Origin of the sequence: Rhodococcus sp. IEGM 1351, assembly GCF_030056875.1 — a bacterium.
GTDB lineage: Bacteria > Actinomycetota > Actinomycetes > Mycobacteriales > Mycobacteriaceae > Rhodococcus_F > Rhodococcus_F opacus.
In genome coordinates this window covers 276,728-297,005 of sequence record NZ_JASHKU010000009.1, presented here as the reverse complement: position 1 = coordinate 297,005, position 20,278 = coordinate 276,728, and the positions used below count along the sequence as shown (strand labels likewise).

Here is a 20,278-nt window from a genome sequence, read left to right as displayed (position 1 = left end):
GTTGAGTCACAGAAATAGGTTGTGGTGCCTGTCACACGACGAGCTGCCGGACTGTGCGTCGAACGGTCACCCGACCGCGACAAGCGGCTCCGCCGCCCGTGCGCCTTTATGGTTGCGGGAGCTACCAAAAAGGCTCACGGGGAGCGGAGCTCCCGCTCGCGGTCGGAGCCCACCCCGAGCCCCTCGGGGGCGTGCATGCGGGTGAAGATCCGGCTGAGGTCGGCGGGAATCTGACGCTTCGTCACCTTGCTGACCAGCACCATCGTGACGAAGGCCAGCGGAACGCTGACGGCGGCCGGGTACGCGACCATCGCCGCGGGCCAGCCGTTCCAGACGTCGACGGTGAAGCCGCCGAGCACCGAGATCCCGGCGGCGCAGCCGGCGACGAGCCCGCCTGCGACCATCCCGGCACCCGCCCCGGCGGCGGTCAGTCCACGCCACCAGATGCCGAGCACGAGCAGCGGGCAGAGCGTCGACGCCGCGACCGCGAACACCAGCCCGACCGTGCGCGACAGGTCCAGCGACGTCACCGCCAGCGACAGCACCAGCGGCACCGCCCCGGCCAGGACTGCGGCGATCCGGAAGTCCCGGATCCGCCCGCGCAGGACGTCGGTGCTGAGCACCCCGGCGATGCTGACGAGCAGGCCGGACGACGTGGACAGGAACGCCGCGATGGCCCCGGACGCCACCAGTGCGGCGAGGAGTTGCCCGGCCCACCCGGAGATCACGGAGCCGGGCAGCAGCAGGACCGCGGCGTCGGACGTGCCGGTGATGAGCAGCTGCGGCACGTACAGCCGCGCGAACACCCCGAGCAGCGTCGGGAACAGGTAGAACACTCCGAGCAGCCCGACCACGGCCAGCGACGTCAGCCGCGCGGCCCGCCCGTCGGGGTTGGTGTAGAACCGGACGAGCACGTGTGGCAGCCCGAGCGTGCCGAGGAACGTGGCGAGGATCAGCGAGTACACCTGGTACATCGGGTGGTCGCCGCCGAATCCCCAGCCGGGGGCGATCCAGTCGGAGTTGTCGGCGGGAGCGCCCGCGACCACGGGCACCGGGGCGCCCGCCTCGAGGGTCATCGACGTGCCCTCACCGAGGTGGTGCTCGCCCGGCTCGAGGAGAACGTCACCGCTCGCCGGGACCCCGTCGATCGTCCCCGACCCGCCGACGGTCACCGGTTCGGACACCTGCACGACGACGTCGGTGGTGATGTCGACCGTGGTCTGCTCGCTCACGGTGGGTGGTGCGGCGGCGCCCAGCTCGTGGTGGTCGCCGAAGAAGTACACCGACAGCACCAGCGCCGGGATCGCGACCGCGGTGAGTTTCAGCCAGTATTGGAAGGCCTGGACGAATGTGATGGACCGCATGCCGCCGCCCACCACGTTGCCGATGACGATGAGCCCGACGACGACGGCCCCGACCCAGGTCGGCACCCCGAGCAAAATGTTCAGAGTCAGCCCTGCGCCCTGGAGTTGCGGGACGAGGTACAGCGCGCAGACGGCGGCGACGACGAGCATCGCGAGGGTGCGGAGCCGGCGGGAGCCGAGCCGGAACTCGGCGAAGTCGGGCACCGTGTACGCGCCGGAGCGTCGCAGCGGCGCGGCGACGAACAGCAGCAGCCCGAGGTAGCCGGCCGTGAAGCCGATCGGGTACCAGAGGGCGTCGGCACCGTATTTCGCGATCAGGCCGGCGACACCGAGAAAGGATGCGGCCGAAAGGTACTCGCCGGAGATGGCGGCGGCGTTCCACCGCGGCCCGACGCTGCGGGACGCGACGAGGAAGTCGGAGGTGGTGCGCGCCAACCGCACTCCGTAGATGCCGATGGCCACCGTCGCGACCGCGGCCGCGGCGAGACCGGCCAGGGTCAGCCAGGGAATGGGTTGGTCGGTGGTCACGGGATGCTCAGTCGTCCACCAGGTCGGCGAATTCCTGTTCGTTGCGCTCGGCCTGCCGCACGTAGATCCAGCCGGTGGTCAGGAGCACCGGGTACACGAGCGCCCCGAGCACCACCCACGGCAGCCGGATCCCCAGCACCGCCACGTCGGACAACGCCGGGAACAGGAACATCACGAGCGGCACCGCGCACAGCAGGCACGCCGCGAGGAGCGCGAGCCGGATGGCCAGCACGAGCTGGGTGCGCACGAGTCCCCGGATCATCGCGTCCCCGACCGCGGTCTGTTCCTGCACCTCGACCCGGGTGCGGACGATGCGCGCACCGCGGCGCTGGGCGAGGACGACCCGCACCCGCTCCGGCGAACTCATCGCGCGGTCCATGTTTGTTTCGGCGCCCGGACCAGCCGGTCCTTGAGCATCCGGGTGTGTCTGCGGCTGACCGGCAGTTCGACGGGCTGGTGGTCGCCGTGCGCGCGGAGGCACACGACGAGACCGTTGCCGACGGTCCGGATTCCGGTGACCCGCGGCAACGCGACGAGGTACGAGCGGTGGACCCGCAGGAACCCGGCGTCCGCCCAGCGTGTCTCCAGTGCCGAGATGGGGATGCGGACGAGGTGGGAGCCGTCCGCGGTGTGCAGTCGGGCGTAGTCGCCGTCCGCTTCGACCCACTCGACGGAGGACCGGTGCACGAGCGTGGTGATGCCGCCGAGTTCGACCGGGATCACCTCGTCGGTGGGGGCGGCCGGTCCCGCGTCGACCCGCCTGCGGCGCCCCTCGACGATGCGGCGCACGGACTCCGCCAGCCGCTCCTCGCGCAGGGGTTTGAGGAGATAGTCGACGGCTCCGAGGTCGAATGCGGCGACGGCCCGGTCGTCGTGGGCGGTCACGAACACCACCTGCGGTGGGGACGCGAAGTTCGCGAGGATCCCGGCCAGCTCGAGTCCGTCGAGTCCGGGCATGTTGATGTCGAGGAAGACGGCGTCGATCTCGCCGTCGCGGAGTATGCGCAGCGCCGTGGTGGCATCTCCCGCGGTCCGGATGTCCCCGACCGCGTCCTGGGCGCGCAGCAGGAACGCCAGCTCGTCGAGGGCGGGTTTCTCGTCGTCGACGGCCAGCACGGTCAGGGGTGCATCCGGAGACTTGTCGTCAGTGTGGTTCACAACGACAGCAATCGTCGCACGGACTCTTCCCGTTCACGTCGAGATCCCCCGCCGGAACTTCGGGACGCGCATGCTCACCTTGGTGCCCGCACCGGGCGCGGTCTCCACCACGAGTCCGTAGTCGTTGCCGAACGCGGCGCGCAGGCGGTCGTCGACGTTGGCGAGCCCGACGTGCGCCGCCTCCTTCACCCCCGACGTCTCGGCCACCGAGTCCAGCGACCCCGACCGCAGCAGGTCGGGATCCATGCCGACCCCGTCGTCCTCGACGCTGATCACGCAGTCGGTGCCCTCGTCGGCGGCGACGATGCTGACGGTGCCACCGTCCGGTTTGGCGGCGATTCCGTGCCGCACCGCGTTCTCGACCAGCGGTTGCAGCGCGAGGAACGGCAGCACCACGTTCAGCACCTCCGGCGCCACCTGCAATTTCACCGCGAGGGCGTCGCCGAACCGGGCGCGCTCGAGGGTGAGGTAACGGTCGATGTTGCGTAGTTCGTCGGCCAGCAGGGTGAACTCCCCTGCCGTACGGAACGAGTACCGCGTGAAGTCGGCGAACTCGAGAATCAGTTCCCGGGCGCGATCGGGATCGGTGCGGACGAACGACGCCACCGTGTTCAGCGCGTTGTAGATGAAATGGGGGCTGATCTGCGCGCGCAGCGCCCGGACCTCGGCGCGGTCGAGTCGGGCGCGGGACGCGTCGAGGTCGGCGAGTTCGATCTGGCTGCACGCGTACCGGGCGACCTCCGTGACGGCGCCGAGCATGCCCGGACCAGGGTCTTCCGTGGTGACGATGCCGAGCACCCCGACCACGCCGGTGGCCTCGATGAGCAGGGGCTGGGCGATCAACGCCCGCACCGCGTTGTCGCCCGCGCCCCGGACGAGGCCACCGTAGGCGACGAGCACCCGGCGCTCCCCGTCGACGGCGCGGGCGGCCGCGTCGTGCAGTTGTTCGGTCATGGCTTCGTGCGGTCCGCTCCATGCGAGCAGGTCACCGGCGGCGTCGAAGACGCCCAGCGCCTGCGCGCCGGTCAGCTGGCGCAGGTGCGGCGCGGCCTCCTCCGCCGACGTCTCGTCGAGTCCCCGCCGCAACGGGCGCGCCGCCAGCGACGCCGTGTGCAGGGTGGTGTGAACGGCCCGTTCGGTGGGGGTCGTCAGCTCGCGCCGGGCGCGCAGCCACACCGCGGTGAACGCGACGACGGGAATGAGGACGAGCAACGCGACGACGGCGACGACGGTTCCCGTCATTCGCCGGCGTCCAGTCGGGCGATCAGGGTCTTCGGGGCGACGGTGCGGTAGGCGTCCTCGACGATGTCGGCGACGTCGTCCCAATCCTGCGGGACGTCGAGATAGACGCCGATCCACCCGCGTCCCCCGACGTACGGCGGGACGAAGAACCTGCCGGGATCACGCTGCACCCAATCCTGCTGCGCTCCCGGCGGAGCCGCCGCCCAGAACGACACCCGGTCGTCGTGGTGACGGTCGGCGAGTGACGCGAACTGCGGTGCCTTGCGGACGAACCACGCCGGTTCGCCGTGACTGACCCGTTCCGTCGCCTCGGGCAGGGCGAGGCACAGCGTCCGCAGCCGTTCGAGATCGCCGTTTTTCACGGTGTTCCTCCCTCGGGACACGTGTCGGGTGCGGGCACGCCGGCGAAGCGGTCGGCGATCCACTGCACCGCGCCGGGGACGGAGCGCCCGTCGGCGTGCCCTTCGCCGGGCCGGGAGTCGAACTCGACGACGTCGCCGAGTGCGCACGCGTGGTCGACGGACTGCGAAGTCCATTGCGGCAGAATGAGGTTGTCCCGCTCCCCCACGACGACGAGCATCGGCCCGCCCGCCCCGTTCTTCGGCAGGGCGATGTCCTCGAGCCACCCTCGCATGCGCTCGGCGTCGGCCTCCGTCCGCGGACCCGTGTCGGCCGGGGTGAGTTGGGTTGCCACCGTCCACTTCTCGGGGAGCTTCGCGGCGAGGCACGACAGCGTGACGTCGGGAGTGGCGGCGAGCGCGCCGCGCATGTAGTCGTCCGGATTCAGCTCGGGGTGCACCACCTTCAGTCCCTCGAGGAGGTAGGGAAGGAACATCTTCTGCGGCCACGACAGAGGTTCGACGGTCCCGTCGGCGACGATCCCCGACAGATCGGCCGCGGGTGACAGGTTCGCCGAGCCGACGAACTCCAGCCCGTCGCCGTAGTCGTCGGCGTGCTCGGCCGCGGACCACGACGCCTGACCGCCCTGAGAGACCCCGATCGCCGCCCAGCGCGTCGACGCGTCCGGCACCACGTTGCGCGCCGCCCGGACCGCGTCGATCAGGTCGTAGGCGGCGGTGTCGGGTTCGAGGTAAGGATGTGGGCCGTCGGTGCCGAGTCCTTGGTAGTCGGTGACGGTCACGACGTACCCCCGCTGCAGCAGCGGGCGGACGAGGTTCGTCGTGCCCAGCAGGGTCGGCGACGACGAGGGGGCGCACTCGTCGGTGACGCCGGTGGTGCCGTGCCCGACCGTGACGACGGGCCGGCCGCCGTCCGGTGCGGGGCCTGCGGGAGTGAAGACCGTGCCCACGACCTCCGAGCCGCCGCCGTCGACACCGGACGTCGACCGGTAGACGACCCGGGTGGCCGTCGCGCCGAGTGCGGTGATCGCCGGATCGATGTCGGGCACCGCCTCCTGGCTCATCAGTGCGCCACGCTGATCCCCTGTCGGCGCCTGCGGAACGGAAGGGGCGGAGGGTGCGGCCAGCGAGGTGGTGGGAGACGGGCCCGGGGACGCCTCGTCCGTGGCGCAGGCGGTCAGCGCTACGACACCGGCAAGGGCGACCACGGCGGTTCGCACCGGACGCACACCCACCTCGCACCTCATTCGCGACGTCTCCGCACCCGCTCCTCGGCTGCTGCCTCCTCCACATCGAGGCCTTCCAACACGCTACGCATCACCTCGTCGTCGAGCGTGCCCGCGTCGCGGGCGGCGATGATCGCCTCGCGTTGCGCGCGCAGGGCCGCGCGACGGTAGTGGTCGAACAGTGCGCCGGCCCGCTGCTTCTCCGCGGCGTCTTCCGCTTCCTCGGCCTGGAGCCGCGCCCGCATCGACCGCCGCACCCGGTCGAGGATGTCGGTCAGGTCGGCTCGGTCGATTCCCTCCGGCGGGTGTGCGGCGAACTCGACGAGGGCCCGTTCGCCTGCGTCGCGGGAGATCGCGCGGGCCAGCTTCACCTGTTCCTCCTCGCGCTCGCGTTCGCCGGGATCCGCCAGATCGAGTCTCCGGATCAGCAGCGGCATGGTGGCGCCCTGGATCAGCAGCGTGCCGACGGCCACGACGAACGCGATCGCCTGGATCACCTCGCGCCCCGGGAACGGCTGCCCGCTCGCGATGACCACGGGCACACCGGACGCGGCGGCGAGCGTGACGACCCCACGCATTCCCGCCCAGGACACGACGAGGCTCTCCCGCCATCCGAGTTCCACCGAGCCGCCCGGCGCCTCGATCGCCAGCCCGACCCGGCGGCGGAGCCAGTGCAGCAGGATCCACGCCGGCCGTATCGCCATGACCACGAAGAGGACCGCGAAGCCGTAGAAGAAGACGTGGTGCACCGGTAGGCCCTGGTCTCGGACGTCGTCGATGACGAACTTCAGTTGCAGTCCCATGTAGGCGAACACGAACATCTCGAGCAGGAGGTCGACGCTCTCCCACAGCGACCGCTCCTGGATGCGGGTGGCCACGGAGGCGTCGGTGGCCTTGTGCCCCATCAGGAACCCCGCGGCGACCACCGACAGCACACCAGAGGCGTGCACCTCCTCGGCGGCGAGGTACGCGGCGAACGGGAGCATCAGCCCCAGCACCGTTTCCAGCGGGGAATCGTACATGCGGTGACGCACCCACTCGACGATCTTGGCGAGCACCAGTCCGATCAGGACCCCGCCGACCACCTCGTAGCCGAAGAACACCACGGGATGGACCGGGATCTTCGCCCCGACGACGGCGGAGACGGCGACGGTGAACAGGGTCAGCGCGGTGGCGTCGTTGACGAGTCCCTCACCGGTGAGGATCGCGATCACCCGGTTCGGCAGGCCGAGCCTGCGGCCGACCGCGACGGCACTGACCGCGTCCGTCGGCGCGACCACGGCGCCGAGGACCAGGGCCGCGCCGAGCGTGAATTCGGGGACCAGCCAGTTGGAGAAGAAGGCCACCCCGATGGCGGTCGCCAGGACGGTGAAGATCCCCAGCCGGAGAATCGGTGCGAGGTGGCGCCGGAACGTGGCCACCGAGAACTTGAGCGCCGCGGAGTACAGCAGCGGCGGCAGCACCACACCGAGAATGGCCTCCGGGTCCAGTTCGAGGCGCGGCATCCCGGGGATGAACGACGCCGCCGACCCGATCGTCACGAGCACCAGCGGCGCCTGCAGGTCCCGGCGCTTCGCGAAACTCGTCACCGCGATGGCCGCGATGATGACGAGGAGCACGAGGACGCCGTTCACGACACCGATTCTGCCGCGCCTGCCCGCCGTGCGCGGGTCATCTCCGAAGACGCGCGTGGGCCCCGGTCCGAGAACCGGGGCCCACGCGCGTCTGTGTGAGAAGTGTTCACTCCTTCGGAGGAACAGCCTTCTTCGCCGCGTCGGCGGCCTTGTCGATCTTGTCGCTGTACTTGCCGCCGGTCTTGCTGTCCGCGACGTCGGCGGCCTTGTCGATGGCGCCGTGAACCTTGTCCGCGTTCTGCGAAGCGGCTTCCCTCCCCTTGCCCAGCAGGCCCTTCAGTGTGTCGACGAAACTCATCGTTCTTCCTCCTCCGGTGCATGCGCACGCATTCCGACCGAGTTCGATCACTCGCCGTGCACCCAGTCTCACAGCATTGACTCGGCGACGCCAACCGTTCGAATCGTCGCGAGCGGTAATCGCGTCAGTGCACGCCCGGCAGGTCTTCCGGCACCGCGAAGAGGCGGCGATGCTCACCGTGCAGGCGGCCCGTCACCCACCATCCGATTTCGACGAGAACCACTCCCACGAGCCCGCACACGAGAGCGGAGGTCGTGGCGCCGACGTCGGCCGGATCGAGTTTGAAGAACTCCCGCGTGAACGGCAACGCGAACAGGATGAGATATCCCGCTACGGATCCGAAGATCAGCACCAGCTTCCACCACACGTACGGCCGCGCGACCACGGCCAGCACCCACAGCGCGATCATGATGAGGGTGATCAGTGCCGACGTGCCCGCCTGGATCTTCTGCGTCTCCGTCTGATCCGGGCCGGCGTAGCCGAGGAGATACGAAATGAACGTCGTGACACCGATGATCACGCCCGACGGCACGGCGAGACGCATCACGCGCGGCACGAAGCCGGAGCGCGCCCGCTCGTTGTTGGGAGCCAGCGACAAGATGAACGCAGGAATGCCGATGGTGAACCAGGCGGCGATCGTCACGTGCCGCGGCAGGAACGGATACGGCACGGGCTCGAAATGGAAGATCTGCGACAGCACACCGGTAATGCCGATGAGGAACGCCAGAAGCACCGAGTACACGGTCTTGGTGAGGAACAGGTTCGAGACGCGTTCGATGTTGCCGATCACCCGGCGGCCCTCACCCACCACGTAGGGCAGGGTGGCGAACTTGTTGTCCAGCAACACGATCTGCGCCACCGCGCGGGTGGCGGGGCTGCCCGAGCCCATCGACACCCCGATGTCGGCGTCCTTGAGGGCCAGCACGTCGTTGACGCCGTCGCCGGTCATCGCGACGGTGTGACCGCGAGACTGCAGGGCCCCCACCATCTCCCGCTTCTGATCGGGGCGCACGCGGCCGAACGTGGTGGACGTTTCCAGGGTCTCGGCGAGGGCGTCGCGGTCGTCGGGCAGTTCGCGGGCGTCGACGGGACGGTCGCCGCCGGGCAGTCCGAGCGATCCGGCCACGGCGCCGACCGACACGGCGTTGTCACCCGAGATGACCTTCACCGTGACGTTCTGGCTCGCGAAGTACTCGAGGGTGCCGCGGGCGTCGGGACGCACCCGCTGCTCCAAGATCACCAGCGCCCGGGGTGTGATCGCACCCGGCGCCGCGGGGTGGTCGACCGGAACGTCGCAACTGCCGAGCAGGAGCACCCGCAGTCCCGAGGACCCCACTTCCTCGGCCTGCCTGGCCATGTCGCTGCCGGGGTCGAGCAGGACGTCCGGCGCACCGAGGACCCAGTTGCCGTGGGTGCCGTACGACTGTCCGCTCCACTTCTCGGCCGAGGAGAACGGCGCCTCCGCGGTGGCGTCACCCCACCCGGGGTCGTCGGGAAACGCCTCCTTGATCGCGAGGACGCTGGCGTTCGGCCGCGGGTCGGACGCCGCCATCGCGGCGAGTGCCGCACGGGACGGTTCGGTGTCGGCGGTGTCGGCGCAACGCAGTTCGGACAGCCGCATGCCGTTCTCGGTGAGCGTTCCGGTCTTGTCTGCGCACACCACGTCGACGCGCGCGAGACCTTCGATGGCGGGCAACTCCTGCACGAGGCACTGCCGCTGACCGAGCCGGACCACCCCGACCGCGAACGCGATCGACGTCATCAGCACCAGTCCCTCCGGCACCATCGGGACCAGCGCGGCCACCATCCCGCTCAGCGCCGGCCGGATCGACTCGCCGCTGGAGAACAACTGGTTGTAGATGATCAGCAGACCGGCCGGAATCATCAGATACGTGATGAATTTCAGGATCTTGTCGATGCCGCTGCGCAACTCCGAGTGCACGAGCGTGAACTTGCTGGCCTCGTCCGCGAGTTTGGCGGCGTACGCGTCGCTTCCGACCTTCGTGGCGCGGTAACAGCCGCTGCCGGACGCGACGAAGCTTCCCGACAGCACCTGCTGGCCGGCGTCCTTGTGCACGGGGTCGGCCTCACCGGTGAGGAGGGATTCGTCGATGTCGAGGGACATCGCCTCGACCACGACACCGTCGACGACGATCTGGTCGCCGGCGCCGAGCTCGATGATGTCGTCGAGCACGACCTCCCGGGGTGCCATCGCGACGGCGGCACCGTCGCGGCGCACCACCGGTTTGGTCTGGCTGACGATCGCGAGCTTGTCGAGGGTCCGCTTGGCCCGCACTTCCTGGATGATGCCGATCCCGCTGTTGGCGATGATCAACAGGCCGAACATGCCGTCGATGATCGAACCGGAGGCCAGCACGATGATCAGGAGGACACCGAGGATCGCGTTGATCCGGGTGAACACGTTGGCGCGGACGATGTCGCGTACCGATCGGCTGGCCCGATCGGGCACGTCGTTGGTCTTGCCTGCCGCCACCCGCTCCGCCACCTGGGCGGCCGTCAACCCCTCCACTGCGACGACTGCAACGCTGTCGGTGCCCGTTTCGTCGTATGCCATGGTCAAAGGCTACGCAACGAGGCTTCGCTCGGAGGGGATGCGCGCCGGACTCAGCCGAGCGCGGACCACCACGGTGTCTGGGCCGCCGGCTTCAACGCGTCGATGCGCTGTCCGGGCATCGGCACGGCCACCGGGGTGCCCTTCTCCTGCGCGGCCGCGAGCAGCCGGACGATCGGCTCGGACCACGCGTGGAACGCGAGATTGAACGTGGCCCAGTGCACCGGCACCAGCAGACCGCGGGTGCCGTCGCCGCCGTTGAGGTCGACGTGGGTCTGCACCGCCTCCTCCGGGTTCATGTGGATGTCGGCCCACCGCGTGTCGTAGGCGCCGACGGGCAGCAGCGTGAGATCGAACGGCCCGTACCGGCGGCCCAGGTCGGCGAACCGCGGCGTGTACCCGCTGTCGCCGCCGAAGAACACCTTCCGGTTCGGTCCGGCGAGCACCCACGACGCCCACTGGGTGGTGTTGCGTACCAGCCCGCGCCCGGAGAAGTGCCGGGCCTCGGTGCACGTGAGCGTGAGTGCGCCGAACGTCGTCGACTCGTCCCAGTCGAGTTCCACGATCCGCTCCTCCGGCACCCGCCACTGCCGCAGGTGCGCACCGAGCCCGACCGGAACGACGAACGGCGCCTTCTGCGTGGCGGCGAGTTGCTGCACGGTGGCCATGTCGAGGTGGTCGTAGTGATCGTGCGAGACGACGATCGCGTCCAGAACGGGCAGGTCGGCCAGCGGGACCGGGGTCGGGTGCATGCGGGACGGACCGAGAATCGCGGACGGCGACACCCGATGACTCCACACCGGGTCGGCCAGCACCCGGAACCCGTCGACCTCGACGAGCACGCTCGAATGGCCGTACCAGGTGACCGCTGCGTCGGCGGCCTCGACGGGCGCGAGGGGTGTCGCGAGCGGGATCGGCGTGCGCGGGCGTCCCGCGCTGCCCCGCGTGATCAGTGCCTTGACGATCCCGGTCTCCGATCCGGGCAGCATCATGCTGCTCGGATCGGTGTTGTGGAATTGCCGGTCGCGGTACCGCGGCGACGTCGCGGCGTACGGGCGCACCTTGGCACGCGACGCACCGATCTGAGACGGAAGCCCCCACGCAGCCCGCGTCAGCCACCCGAGGGCGGCGGTGGCCAAAACAGTCGTCACAGCGTTCATCGCTTTCACCCCGACAACTGTAACCACGCGTGCGGGAAAGGTGCGGCGAGCGGCTACTGACCCCGGAAGACCGGCGGACGCTTCTCGGCGCGTGCCGCGCGCGCTTCCTGCGCGTCGTAGCTCTTCCACGCCGCATGCAACGCCGCGAGCTGCTCGGGCGGCGGCGGGCTCTGGGTGCCGTCGTCGTTGAGCACCATCTTGAGGTGCTGCAGCGACAGCGGCGCCAGGCGCGCGATCGAGTGCGCCCACTGCTGTGCGACGGCGAGGTCGCCGCGCTTGTTGGCGAGGCCGTGCGCGAGTGCCTCGTCCGCACCGACCTCCTCCGCACCGAGCAGGATCGTTCGTGCCGGTCCGCCGCCGATCAGGGCGGCCAGACGGTGCACCGTCCACCGGTCCACGGAGATCCCGAGCTTGGCGGCCGGGATGGCGAAGCGCGCCTCGGGAGCGACCACACGCAGGTCCGCGGCGAGCGCCAGCTGGCTGCCCGCGCCGATCGCGGGGCCGTTGATTGCGGCGATGACGGGGACGGGCACCGAGTCGATGGTGTGCAGCATCTCGAGCAGGGTGTCCGTGAATCCGTCGGCGTACACGTCGCCCGACAGGTCGGCGCCGGCGCAGAACGCGCTGCCCTGCCCTGTGAGGACGATCACCCGCGCGCCGTCGGTGACGGACTTCTCCGTCTCCTCCCGCAGGAGTTCGCAGATCTCGGTGTTCAACGCATTGCGACGGTCGGGGCGTTGCAGTTCGAGGGTGAAGACGTCGCCGTCACGACTCGTCCCGATCATGTCCACTCGCTTTCTTCGTGATTGCTGTCCACTGACGAATTCTCCCCTGCCCACCCGACTGGACGTCTTCAGCCAACCACAGCCGAATCGGCCGGAACACACGAGGCTCTCCGGTAGTTGTGAGGGTGGAGGTGAGGACCGACATGAACAGCGATGTGGACGTGGCCGTGATCGGCGCGGGGCAGGCGGGGCTGTCTGCCGCCTACTATCTGCGCAGGTTCGGGGTGGAACCGGAGTCCGGTTTCGTGGTGCTCGATCACGCCCCGGGGCCCGGCGGCGCGTGGCAGTTCCGGTGGCCGTCATTGACACTGAGCACCGTCAACGGTGTTCACGACCTTCCCGGGCTCGGCTTCGCCGACACGATCGGCGTGTACCCGAACGACCCGGAGGCCGCGCTGGTGCATGCGGCGGCCGCGGTTCCCCAGTACTTCGCTACATACGAGAAACAGTTCGAGTTGCCGGTGCACCGTCCCGTGCACACGCGGGTGGTGTGTGCGCGCGGCGAGCGTCTGCGGATCGAGACCGACCGCGGCGTCGTGTCGGCCCGCGGTCTGATCAACGCGACGGGTACGTGGGAACGCCCGTTCATTCCCCGCTACCCCGGCGCCGAGTCGTTCACCGGCCGCCAGGTGCACACCAAGGACTACGCCTCGGCGCAGGACTTCGCGGGACAGCACGTGCTCGTCGTGGGCGGTGGCATCTCGGCGGTGCAGTTGCTGGACGAGATCTCCCGCGTCACGACCACCACGTGGGTGACGCGCCGCCCACCGGAGTTCCGGGACGAGCCGTTCACGCCCGAGATCGGCCGTGCCGCCGTCGCTCTCGTCGAGGACCGGGTCCGGCGCGGGCTGCCGCCGGGTTCGGTGGTGTCGGTGACGGGACTGCCCGTGACGCCTGCGATCCGCGCCGCCCGCGAACGCGGGGTGCTGGCGCGGCAACCGATGTTCAGTGAGATCACCGCGGACGGGGTCCGGTGGTCGGACGGCCGCGAGCTGAAGGTCGATGTGATCCTGTGGTGCACCGGTTTTCGCAGTTCCCTCGATCACCTCGCGCCGCTGCGGTTGCGCGGGCCGGGCGGCGGGATCACGATGACGGGGCGCCTGGCCACCCAAGTGGCGTCGGATCCGCGGATTCACCTCGTGGGCTACGGCCCGTCGTCGTCGACGATCGGTGCGAACCGGGCGGGGCAGGCCGCGGCCCGCGAACTCACCCGGCACCTCGGCGTGCCGGCCGGATCCGAACGCCCTACCTGATCAGCGAGGCGACGAACGCCGCCTGGTCGGGGCCGGCCTGGTACATGCTGTCGAAGTGACCGCCCGAATACACGCGGTAGTCGAGATCGGTTCCTGCACTGTGCATCTCGGCGACAAGCTTCTCCGTCAGCGGGATCGGCACCGACGCGTCGGTGACCCCCTGGACGAGCAGCAGCGGTCGGTCGTAACCCGCGACCGGGACCTCGAGATATTCGCGCAACGCGTCCTGCAGCGCCGGGACGTCGAGTGCCCGCGACAGCATCTGCGCCACCGACACGTTGCGGGTCATGGCCGCGAAATGCCGGAACGGCACTTCGGGAGCGGCGTCCACGAACTGCTTCCCGACCGGGGTCAGGTAGCTGTCGATGTCCAGTTCGGGATACGCGTCACGGACCCCGGCGATCAGGTACGAGATGTACACGGTGAGACCGGCGAGGCCCTGAGGCGGAAACGACGGACCACTCCAGTTCGCCACCATCTCGATGTTCGACGGCACCCCGTTCGCGACTGCCCCGCGGTAGTCGAGTTCCGGCGCGTACGTCGTGGCAGCGTGTGCGGCGAACACCGCGGCCTGCCCGCCCTGGGACAGTCCGACCGCCATCCATGTGGCGGAGAGATCGGCATCGATCGCCCTGGCGGCGCGCACGGAGTCCACGACGCTGCGCCCGGCGACCTTCCCGTCGAGGTAGGGCGGCACCCCGGGGGTGCCCAGGCCCACGTAGTCGGTGGCGGCCACGGCGTAACCGAGTTGCAGCCAGCTGCTCACGTAGTCGGAGGATTCCCTGTCGACCCCGGTCACGGACGGTGCGTCGGCGTCGGAGTCCCCGACCGTTCCGTGCGCCCACGCGATGACGGGCCAGCCCCCGGCGGGCGGTGAACCGGGCGGCACGAACACCATCCCGGTGCACGGGGTGATGCCGTGCCGGTCGGTGGTCAGGTATGTCATCCGGTAGGCACTGCCGGTTCCGCGGAGCCAGAGTTCCGCCGGCAATTCGGACGAGGCGACGACCGTGCCGGGGCTCGAACCGGCCCGCAACGGAACCGCACCGACAGTTGGTGCCCACAGCACGCTGACCAGTGCGAGCAACGCCACGATGCGCCACCACCTCCGCACCTCTCAACGGTAGCTGCGCGGGGGTGGCGCAGTACTGTGAATCGTCCACCCGCAGGGGAGGGGTGGACGAACGAACCGGGAGAGCGGAAAACACATGAGCGACGACGGCACGATCCTGACTCCCGGTGACACGTGCTGGCAGGTTGCCCACGCCGATCGTCTCGCGTGCATCGTCGATGCGGCGGACTACTTCCGCCATGCCAAGTCCGCGATGCTGCAGGCTCGCAGGCGCATCATCCTCATCGGCTGGGACTTCGACACGAGGATCAAGTTCGAGCCGGACGAGAAGACGCTCGACGGCCCCAACCAGCTCGGCCGGTTCCTGGCCTGGCTGACGCGGGAACGCCCCGATCTCGACATCTACCTGCTCAAATGGAACATCGGGGCCTTTACCGCAATCGGGCGCGGCATGACGCCGATCTTCGTGGTCAACTGGGTGACCGACCGCCGCCTGCACTTCGAACTCGACGCCGCCCACCCCGTCGGCTCGGCGCACCACCAGAAGATCGTCGTCATCGACGACGCGCTCGCGTTCTGCGGCGGCATCGACATGACCGTGGACCGGTGGGACACCCCGGAACATCGGGACCGCAACCATTACCGGACGCAGCCGAACGGCAAGCGGTACGGGCCGTGGCACGACGCGACAACCGCCGTCGACGGGGACGCGGCGAAGGCCATCGGCGAGCTCGCCCGCACCCGGTGGAAGGCGGCAACGGGGCAGGATCTGGCGCCCGTCGACGAGATCGCGGGGAGGACTCCGTGGCCGGAGGGGCTGAAGCCGGCGATGCGCTCCGTCGACGTGGGCATCGCGCGCACGCTGCCGGAGCTCGCCGATCGGGACGAGGTCCGGGAGATCGAGGCCCTGTATCTGGCTGCGATCGCGGGCGCCGAGCGGACGCTGTACATCGAGAGTCAGTACCTGGCCTCCCGCACCCTCGCCGAGGCGATCGCCGCGCGACTACAGGAACCGGACGGACCGGAGATCGTGCTGGTGCTGCCGCGCAATGCCGACGGCTGGCTCGAGCAGAAGGCCATGGACGGCGCCCGCCGCCGGTTGCTGCACCTGCTCTGGCAGGCCGATACCGGGAACCGGCTGGGCGTCTACTACCCCGTCACGCCGGGCGGTGAGCCGATCTACGTCCACGCCAAGGTGCTGGTGATGGACGACCGGCTCCTGCGCGTGGGTTCGTCGAACCTCAACAACCGGTCGATGGGGTTCGACACCGAGTGTGATCTGGCGGTCGAGGTCACCGCGGACACAGCGAACGGTGAGGAGCTGCGGCAGACCATTCTCGGAATTCGCCGTCAGCTCGTCTGCGAGCACCTCGGTGTCCCGGCCGGGCTGTTCGAGGACACGCTGACCGAGACGTCGTTCCTGGGCACCGTGGAGGCACTGCGCGGCGGCGGCCGGACCCTCGAGAAGTTCGAGCCGGAGACGGTCGAGGACGAAGACAGTCCGCTGGCCGAGAACGAACTGATGGATCCCGAGCGCACACCACCCAGCCTCTGGGAGCGCACCAGCCGGGGCCGGCTGCGGCGCAGGGTGATCCGGCGTCAGAAGGCGGCCGGTTCGGTGCCGTAGATCCGCCGGTAGTCCTTGCGGAATGCCCGACGCCCCAGGATCGACCACGCCATCCTGGCCGCGAAGGGCATCTCCGACAGGAACATTCGACGCTCCTCGGGGGACGCCCCATGAAGGATGAAGCCGAGGAACACCAGCAGCCGGTCCTTGGGGATCGACGCTCGGCCACGATCGCCAATCTCCTGCCATTCGGCGAGCGTCATGAACTGCTCCGCCATCGGGAGGATCCGCTGCTCCTCCTCGCCGAGGTGCTCGTCGAGCGCGGCGGACAGCGCGGTCAGCGTCTTCGCCAGCGGTTCGCCGTCCACCGCGTCCGCCGTGAACGCGGCACCCTGCGACTGCGCCCGCGACAGCAGCTCGGAGATGCGTTCGTGCTGTTCCTCCATCCGCAGCACCAGCGCCGCGTCGGTGGGCGCGCGGTCGAGCAGCTTCGGCCACAGCAGGTCGTCCTCACTCGTGTGATGGTGGTGCAGGGCGGTGGCGAGTTCCGCGAAGAACGTCACCACCTCCCCGGCCCGGGCGGTGTCGCCGGCGGGAACACCCCGGACGAGTGCGGGCAGCGCGGCGAACTGCCGACGGAAGCAGTCGTGGACCACCACCATCTCGCGGGTGTCGGGGCGGACGGTGTGAGCAGTTGACGTAGTCATGCATTCAGGGTCGGTTCGGCGTCTTGGAGAGGACTTGGAGGCCACTAGTGCTTACGCTTGCTGAACGATGCTGCGTATTCGAGTACTCGGGACGCTCGAGGCGGAGGACGAATCGGGGGCGGTGGACCTCGGCGGCCCCCGCCAGCGCGCCGTGCTCGCGTTGCTGCTCGTCGCGCGCGGCGAGGTGGTGCCGGTGGATCGGCTGATCGACGATCTCTGGCACGGCGCTCCCCCACCGCGGGCTGTCGGCGCGCTTCAGGCCTACATTTCGAACCTGCGCCGGGCGCTGGAGCCGCACCGCGCGCCCCGGGCGGACTCCACCGTCCTGGTGAGCCGGGCCCCGGGTTACGCGCTCACCCTGCCCCCGTCCGGTGTCGACGCGTGGGAGTTCGAGAACCTGGTCCGGTCTACCGCCGACACCGGGCGAGCCGATCTCGAGCGCGCACTGAGCCTGTGGCGGGGGCCTGCGTTCGCCGAGGTGGCCGGCGAGCACTGGGCTCTCGCCGAGATCGCCCGGCTCGAGGAACTGCGGGTGGTCGCGCGCGAACGTCTGGTGGCGTCCGCCCTCGCGAGCGGCGATGCGGCCGGCGCCGTGCTCGACGCGCAGACCCTCACCCGGGAACACCCGCTCCGGGAGGAGGGATGGCGGTTGCTCGCTCTGGCCCTGCACCGCAGCGGGAGACAGGCGGACGCCCTGGCCGCGTTACGCGAGGCCCGCGGCCGGCTGGCGAACGAACTCGGCCTCGACCCCGGTCCCGCCCTGACGGAACTCGAACGCCAGATCCTCACCGGCACCGTCCCGGCCGCACCCGCACCCGCCCTCGCCGCCGGGCCCGTCGACACCACCCCGGACCCCTGGTTCCTCGGCCGCAGCGAGGAAATGGCGACCCTGACCGATCTGATGGCCGACCCCGGCACCCCCGTGGTCCTCCTGGGCGGCGACGCCGGATCCGGGAAGTCGTCGCTGCTGCGCCGGTTCCGTCGAACGTTGCACGCCGCCGGGTGGCAGGTGGCGGTGGGTCGCTGCCCCGAAGTGGACGGCGCCCCGCCCGCGTGGGCGTGGGTGGAGATCCTGCGCGCACTGGCCGAGAAAGTCGACCCCGGCACCGAGACGGCCGCGCTGGCACCCCTGCTCTCCGACGACCGTTCGCACGCGGCGCGGCCGGACGCTCCGAGCGGACGGTTCCTGCTGCACCGTGCCGTCGCCGACTACATCGGGACCGTCCGCGAGCACGGTCCTCTCGCCGTCGTCCTCGACGACGTCCACCGCGCCGACGAGGACACCCTGGCGATCCTCGTGCGGCTCGCGCAGCAGCGGTCGCCGATCCTGCTGATCCTCGCGTTCCGCCCGGACGAGGTGGACCCGAACCTGGAGAACTGCTTCGCCGATCTCGCGTCACTGCAGCCGACACGCATCCGCCTGGGCGGACTCGGACCCGAGGATTCGGCCGAGCTGATCCGGCACGTGGCGGGTCGCGACCCCGATCCCGACACCCTCCGCGCACTCGCCGACCGCACCGGCGGAAACCCGTTCTACTTGCAGGAGAGCGCCCGGCTCCTGGCCAGTGAGGGTGAACTGGTGGCCACGTCGGAGGTGCCTGAGGGGGTGCGGGACGTCCTGCGCCGGCGGATCGCCCGTCTCCCTGAACTCACCGTGTCCGTTCTCCGGCTGGCCGCGGTCGTGGGCCGCGAATCCGACATCGACGTTCTCACCCGTGCCGCCGAAATCGACGAGGACGCCGTGTTCGACGCACTCGAATCGGGCGTGATCGCCGGACTTCTCGGCGAGCCGCGCGCCGGGACCGTCCGGTTCACGCACGCCCTCGTCCGCGACACGCTCTACTCCGACCTCACCCGGCTGCGCAGGAGCCGCTGGCACGCGCGGGTCGGGACGGCACTCGAGGAGCTGCGGCCGCACGACGTCGCGGCTCTCGCCCACCATTTCACGGAGGCGCTGTCTGCTGCCACCGCGCGGCAGGCACTCGACCACAATGTCGCGGCCGCGGCGCAGGCCGCCGATCGCTACGCCCACGACGCGGAGATCGGCTTCCTCGACAACGCCCTTCGAGCGGCCGACCGGTTGCCGCCGGACGCAGTGGCGTCCGTGGACGAGCGCGTCGAACTCCTCACCGAACTGAGCCGCACGCAACTCGCCGCCGGCAGCGGACTGGCGGGATCCCGTTCGCGGAGGCGGGCTCTCGCGCTCGCCCGGGACGCGGGCCGCACCGACCTGGCGATCCGGGTGCTCGCGTTCGTCGACACCCCGACGCCGTGGATCAATCGGCGATACGGCGAAGTGGACACGGCCGTCGTCGATCAGCTCGAGGCGTTGCTGCGGCACGAGCAACTGGAACCGGCGGTGCGGTGCCGGCTGCTGGTGACACTCGTCCACGAGATCGGGGCGGAGGATCACGAGCGCACCGGTTCCGCGGTCCGGGAGGCCGAGACTCTCGCCCGCGACCTGGACGACCCGGTGCTGCTCGGGCTGGTGCTCTGCGCCGTCCACGCCGGCACCGGCTCCCCGACGAGCACGCTCGGCGACCACGTCATCGGCCACGAGCTGCTCCGGATCGGCGACCGGACGCAGCTTCCCGTGTTCACCATGCTGGGCCACCACCTGCTGGCCGAGATCGCCTCCGGCAACGGTGACATCCCGGCGATCGAACACCACATGGGCATCCAGTCGGAGCTGGCGGACCGGTATCAGTTCCAGCAGGCGCAGGCGACCCGGGAGATGAGCCGCGCGATGGTCGCTCACCTCACCGGCGATCTGGCCGCGGCGGAACGACACTACGGGCGCGGCCACGAGTTGATGACCCGGGCGGGTCTCGACGCCGACAGCGTCTTCGCCCTCGCACAGTTCACGCTCCGGCTGACCGAGGGACGCGCCGGGGAACTGGAGGCGGTGATCGAGACCGTCGACAGTGCCGCGACGGACGTGATCGCCGATCTGCACGCCCTCGCGCTACTCGGCAACGGCAAACCGGACCGGGCGCGTGAGGTCCGGCGTCACCTGCGCCCGGTCCGCCGCGACTTCTTCCACTCCCTGATGATGTCGCTGCGGGGCATCGTCGTCGCGCAGCTGGGTGAACGGGACGAGGCGGCCGCCGTGCACGCGGAGCTGAGCCCGTACAGCGGCCGGATCGGCGGCGGCGACACGGCGGCGTTCGCGGTCGGCCCCGTCGACACGATCCTCGGCGACCTCGAGGTGCTCCTCGACCGGCCCGAGGACGCCCGCACCCACTACGCGGCGGCGCTCGAACTGGCCGAACGTTGCGGCTGCCCGGCCTGGGTGGAGGCCGCGCGCACCCGGGTGACCACCCACCCAAGCGAGTTCCAAGTGGGCCACTAGC

The 20,278-nt window shown here is 70.2% G+C and carries 16 protein-coding genes; 3 read left to right on the top strand and 13 right to left on the bottom strand.

Annotated elements, in window-relative coordinates; translation table 11 throughout:
• Positions 1–134: 134 nt before the first annotated feature.
• From QM806_RS18515 to QM806_RS18465, 11 genes are all read right to left on the bottom strand, one after another.
• Positions 135–1,892 (bottom strand): sodium/solute symporter, encoded by a 1,758-nt coding sequence (locus tag QM806_RS18515; RefSeq protein ID WP_283292336.1) that lies wholly within the window; start codon positions 1,890–1,892, stop codon positions 135–137.
• 7 nt (positions 1,893–1,899) lie between these two features.
• The gene (locus QM806_RS18510) at positions 1,900–2,271 is read right to left on the bottom strand and encodes a hypothetical protein (protein ID WP_005243998.1); all 372 of its coding nucleotides are present in this window, start codon (positions 2,269–2,271) and stop codon (positions 1,900–1,902) included.
• Positions 2,256–3,050, bottom strand: a complete 795-nt coding sequence (locus tag QM806_RS18505) for a LytR/AlgR family response regulator transcription factor (protein WP_005568477.1) — start codon at positions 3,048–3,050, stop codon at positions 2,256–2,258. The genes QM806_RS18510 and QM806_RS18505 overlap by 16 nt, the downstream gene beginning before the upstream one ends.
• A gap of 33 nt (positions 3,051–3,083) precedes the next feature.
• Positions 3,084–4,292 carry a histidine kinase gene (locus QM806_RS18500; RefSeq protein WP_064080292.1) on the bottom strand — a complete coding sequence of 403 codons (1,209 nt, stop codon included), beginning with the start codon at positions 4,290–4,292 and terminating at the stop codon, positions 3,084–3,086.
• Positions 4,289–4,654 carry an MmcQ/YjbR family DNA-binding protein gene (locus tag QM806_RS18495; RefSeq protein WP_065489440.1) on the bottom strand — a complete coding sequence of 122 codons (366 nt, stop codon included), beginning with the start codon at positions 4,652–4,654 and terminating at the stop codon, positions 4,289–4,291. The genes QM806_RS18500 and QM806_RS18495 overlap by 4 nt, the downstream gene beginning before the upstream one ends.
• Entirely contained in the window at positions 4,651–5,898 is a 1,248-nt protein-coding gene (locus QM806_RS18490; RefSeq protein ID WP_283292330.1) for a lipase family protein, read from the bottom strand. The genes QM806_RS18495 and QM806_RS18490 overlap by 4 nt, the downstream gene beginning before the upstream one ends.
• Positions 5,895–7,511, bottom strand: coding sequence for a Na+/H+ antiporter (locus QM806_RS18485; RefSeq protein WP_054246017.1), 1,617 nt, complete (start codon positions 7,509–7,511; stop codon positions 5,895–5,897). Before QM806_RS18485 ends, QM806_RS18490 begins: the two co-directional genes overlap by 4 nt.
• Positions 7,512–7,617: 106 nt before the next feature.
• Positions 7,618–7,809 carry an antitoxin gene (locus tag QM806_RS18480; protein ID WP_005244012.1) on the bottom strand — a complete coding sequence of 64 codons (192 nt, stop codon included), beginning with the start codon at positions 7,807–7,809 and terminating at the stop codon, positions 7,618–7,620.
• Between the two features lie 124 nt (positions 7,810–7,933).
• A complete protein-coding gene (locus QM806_RS18475) occupies positions 7,934–10,384 on the bottom strand; it encodes an HAD-IC family P-type ATPase (protein ID WP_283292327.1) in 2,451 nt (816 codons plus the stop codon).
• Between the two features lie 50 nt (positions 10,385–10,434).
• Complete coding sequence (locus QM806_RS18470) at positions 10,435–11,541, bottom strand: MBL fold metallo-hydrolase (RefSeq protein ID WP_283292324.1); 1,107 nt, start codon at positions 11,539–11,541, stop codon at positions 10,435–10,437.
• Between the two features lie 53 nt (positions 11,542–11,594).
• On the bottom strand, positions 11,595–12,326 hold the full coding sequence (locus QM806_RS18465) for an enoyl-CoA hydratase (RefSeq protein WP_005244016.1): 732 nt from the start codon (positions 12,324–12,326) through the stop codon (positions 11,595–11,597).
• Positions 12,327–12,469: 143 nt separating this feature from the next.
• Between QM806_RS18465 and QM806_RS18460 the strand changes: the two genes are divergently transcribed.
• Positions 12,470–13,579 carry an NAD(P)-binding domain-containing protein gene (locus tag QM806_RS18460; RefSeq protein ID WP_043790586.1) on the top strand — a complete coding sequence of 370 codons (1,110 nt, stop codon included), beginning with the start codon at positions 12,470–12,472 and terminating at the stop codon, positions 13,577–13,579.
• Here the strand turns inward: QM806_RS18460 and QM806_RS18455 are convergent.
• Entirely contained in the window at positions 13,572–14,672 is a 1,101-nt protein-coding gene (locus QM806_RS18455) for a lipase family protein (RefSeq protein WP_120659646.1), read from the bottom strand. The two genes, QM806_RS18460 and QM806_RS18455, sit on opposite strands and share 8 nt — an antisense overlap.
• 115 nt (positions 14,673–14,787) lie before the next feature.
• Between QM806_RS18455 and QM806_RS18450 the strand changes: the two genes are divergently transcribed.
• Positions 14,788–16,278, top strand: a complete 1,491-nt coding sequence (locus QM806_RS18450; RefSeq protein WP_005568489.1) for a phospholipase D-like domain-containing protein — start codon at positions 14,788–14,790, stop codon at positions 16,276–16,278.
• Here QM806_RS18450 and QM806_RS18445 read toward each other — a convergent pair.
• On the bottom strand, positions 16,251–16,925 hold the full coding sequence (locus QM806_RS18445; protein WP_283292320.1) for a hemerythrin domain-containing protein: 675 nt from the start codon (positions 16,923–16,925) through the stop codon (positions 16,251–16,253). The genes QM806_RS18450 and QM806_RS18445 overlap by 28 nt on opposite strands.
• Positions 16,926–16,992: 67 nt before the next feature.
• Between QM806_RS18445 and QM806_RS18440 the strand changes: the two genes are divergently transcribed.
• Complete coding sequence (locus QM806_RS18440; RefSeq protein WP_283292318.1) at positions 16,993–20,277, top strand: ATP-binding protein; 3,285 nt, start codon at positions 16,993–16,995, stop codon at positions 20,275–20,277.
• The last annotated feature ends 1 nt before the right edge of the window (position 20,278 follow it).